Below are 2,846 nucleotides of genomic sequence, written 5' to 3'. Positions count from 1 at the left end.
TCTCATCGTCACACGCTCCTCGTTTGCAGGACCGGGGAGCTACAGGCTTGCCTAGGTACAGGACCAGCAACAGACCTAGATAGAACTCCGTGCACTTTTGATCGCCCTGATGGGGCCACACGGACAGACGCCGACAGGGCATGCGCCGGGACTTCACGGCGGAGATCGCCAAGCAGCGGCTTGAGGGCGTGAGCGTCGTTGGTATTGACGGCCGAGACCGCGACAGCCGGCGGCAGTCTCACCCGGGCAGACAGTGCATGGATCTTCAAGCTGGATTTCCCGCGATTCACGGAGCTGAGACCGGTCAAAGACCCCATATTTTCTTGGCTCTTGTGATTGATCGTGGGTGTCATTTTCGTCGGAGGAGGGTGGGTGGGTGGCCGCCGAGGGCGAGCATGGCCAGGGCGATGAGTGCTTCGGGCTGCGGAATCCGAAGGCGATGCGGGCCAGCAGGCGGATTTTGGTGTTGGTGGACTCACTCGATCAGTCCTTGGGACAGGCTCTGTTCGAGGGCGGCGTTGATCACGGCGCGGTGTTTGACGATGTGTTTCTGCAAGGAGACGAAGACCGGGATGCGGCGGGCCCCAGCTGATCCACTTGTTGCGGGCCTGTTTCCCGGCGTCACCTTTGATCTTGAAGACGCGCCGGAGTCCTTCTTTGAGCAGGTAGGTGCGATGCGCGTAACGAGCGTTTTTCAGCCGCTTGGCTTTCTCGCGCCCGGGGCAGCCGGGGAATCGGCGCGGGGCTGGCCGGGGCCGCGCCTGCCTTCGGGGCCGTGGCATGACAACCGTGTAAGCCGCGGATGAGCCAAGATCGGGAGGCGCTGTCCTCCCAGAAAGGTTCATCCGTGACGCCGGACACATTGAATTCGGAGTCTGAGTCGAGCGTGGGCGAGATCCTCGCCGGCGCACTGTCGCCGGAGGTGTTGGACGCGCTGGTGAAAGACGCCCAGTCCAATGGCGGTTCGTTGGGCGTTCAGGAACTGCTCAACCAGATGACCAAAGCGGTGCTGGAACGGGCCCTGGACACCGAGTTGCCCCACCACCTCGGCTACGAGAAAGGCGACCCCGCCCGGGCGGGAACCGGGAATTCACGCAACGGACGATCAACGAAAGAAGGTGTCCACTGTGCACAGTCCAGTCGAGTTGGACGTTCCACGGGACCGAAATGGGGCGTTCGAGCCGGCGATCGCGCCGAAACGATCCCGCCGGCTGGGCAGTATCGACGAGGCGATCCTGTCGTTGCACTCGCCGACATGCGCGCCATCTACACCGCACCCACCCGGAAGCCGCCGAGATCGCCTTCAAAGATTTCGACAAGCAATGTCGCATTCGTCGTCGACGATCAAGACACGCAGGGCCCACCCCCTCGGCATTACCCAGCATCCAACCGAGGACTGGGTGGTGCAGCTGGCCCGCAGTCTTGCCGGTGATCTGGAGGAGACCGGGAACCGATTCAGATACCTGATTCGCGACCGCGACGCGAAGGTTGGTGCCGCCCTCGACGCGGCCTTCGCCCCCACCGGCATCGAGATCGTGCTCACCGCACCGCAGGCCCCGCGGATGAACGCCTTCGCCGAGCGCTGGATCGGTTCCGTCTACCGAGAGTGCACCGACCGGATCCTCATCACCGGAGAACGCCACCTACGCCACGTGCTCGACGTCTACGTCGCCCACCACAACGCCGGGCGCAGCCACCAAGGCGACGAGATGCTTCTGCGTACGCACGAAGACGAACCGAACATGATCCCCTTCTCTGCCCCGATCGACAGGATCCGACGCCGGCAGCGTCTCGATAGACTGCTCAACGAGTACCGGCCCGCCGCATGAAAGTCCAGGCCGTAACCGATAACGAGTTTTCGACCAGTACAGGCACTTCGATGCCTGCCCCAGTCGGGGCACCCCTTGATCCGAACTCACAAGATTTACTATCAGGGCTTCCCTCCCACTGAGGTGATCTCAGTGAAATGGGGCGGGGTGCGGGCGGCGTGTGAGCAGGGGGTTGTGAAGACCGGACGTGGGATCCTGGTAGAAGAAGGTCTCGCTACAAGATCATCTTCATTACCAAGGACCCCACGTGACTACCTATACTGCCACGCTCGATGTCGACGACGAACTCACCCGCTACCTCACGCGGCTGCTGGCCGCCGAACGCCGGCGGCGCCTCACCCCGCGCGGGCGACGGGCGTTGACCCCGTTCACACAAGCGGTTCTGGGGTTGCGGTGGTTCCTCGACCGCACCCCGATCCCGAAACTGGCCAGGGACAACAACATTGGCCGCGCCACTGGTTACCGCTATATCGACGAGGTCATCGACGTCCTCGCCGATCAGGCCCCTGACCTGCACGAAGCGCTCGAAGACGCCGCCTGGCAGGGGGCGGCCTACGTCATGGTGGACGGCAAACTGTTCACCACCGACCGCCTTGGCGAAACCACCGAGAACAAAAACGGCACCCTCATCGACCGGTGGTTTTCCGGCAAACACCACACCCAGGGCGGCAACGTCGGAGATGATCACCGACCCCACCGGATTCCCACTGTGGACCTCACCGGTGGAACCCGGCAGTGTCCACGACAGCACCAGCGCCCAAGAGCACGTCCTGGGCGCCCTGTACTGGGCCTATTCCGAACTCGACCTACCGGCCCTCGGTGACGGCGGATTCCAAGGCTCCGGAATCGGGGTGTTCACCCCGATCAAACACAGCAAAAGCGCCCCCAAGCGGTAGTTGTCAAGTCAAATTGAGACGGTTTGTGTTCAGTTGGCTGGTTGTTGATCTTCGGTGGGTTGGTTGATCCAGGCCGCTGTGGGTAGTGCGGGCGGTCGGGGCCGGCGGGTGAAGCGTTCGG

General features: G+C 63.0%; 2 protein-coding genes and 3 pseudogenes. 2 read left to right on the top strand and 3 right to left on the bottom strand.

Annotation, left to right across the window (positions count from 1 at the left end; all coding sequences use genetic code 11):
• Positions 1–127: 127 nt before the first annotated feature.
• Both E1288_RS48460 and E1288_RS49680 read right to left on the bottom strand, forming a co-directional pair.
• Positions 128–314: pseudogene (locus tag E1288_RS48460) on the bottom strand (IS5/IS1182 family transposase); the annotation flags it as partial.
• Positions 315–349: 35 nt separating this feature from the next.
• A pseudogene (locus tag E1288_RS49680) lies at positions 350–776 on the bottom strand (transposase); the annotation flags it as partial.
• 342 nt (positions 777–1,118) lie between these two features.
• Between E1288_RS49680 and E1288_RS50695 the strand changes: the two are divergent.
• Both E1288_RS50695 and E1288_RS46160 read left to right on the top strand, forming a co-directional pair.
• Positions 1,119–1,184 (top strand): annotated as a pseudogene (locus E1288_RS50695) (hypothetical protein); the annotation flags it as partial.
• A 219-nt stretch (positions 1,185–1,403) separates the two neighbouring features.
• The gene (locus tag E1288_RS46160) at positions 1,404–1,829 is read left to right on the top strand and encodes a transposase (protein ID WP_235884307.1); all 426 of its coding nucleotides are present in this window, start codon (positions 1,404–1,406) and stop codon (positions 1,827–1,829) included.
• Positions 1,830–2,043: 214 nt separating this feature from the next.
• Here the strand turns inward: E1288_RS46160 and E1288_RS47765 are convergent, their stop codons facing one another.
• On the bottom strand, positions 2,044–2,517 hold the full coding sequence (locus E1288_RS47765; protein WP_165968641.1) for a hypothetical protein: 474 nt from the start codon (positions 2,515–2,517) through the stop codon (positions 2,044–2,046).
• Between the last annotated feature and the right edge of the window lie 329 nt (positions 2,518–2,846).

Source organism: Saccharopolyspora elongata, assembly GCF_004348985.1.
Classification (GTDB): Bacteria; Actinomycetota; Actinomycetes; order Mycobacteriales; family Pseudonocardiaceae; genus Saccharopolyspora; species Saccharopolyspora elongata.
Note: the sequence above shows the minus strand (reverse complement) of the source record. Positions and strands in the feature narration are given on the sequence as shown.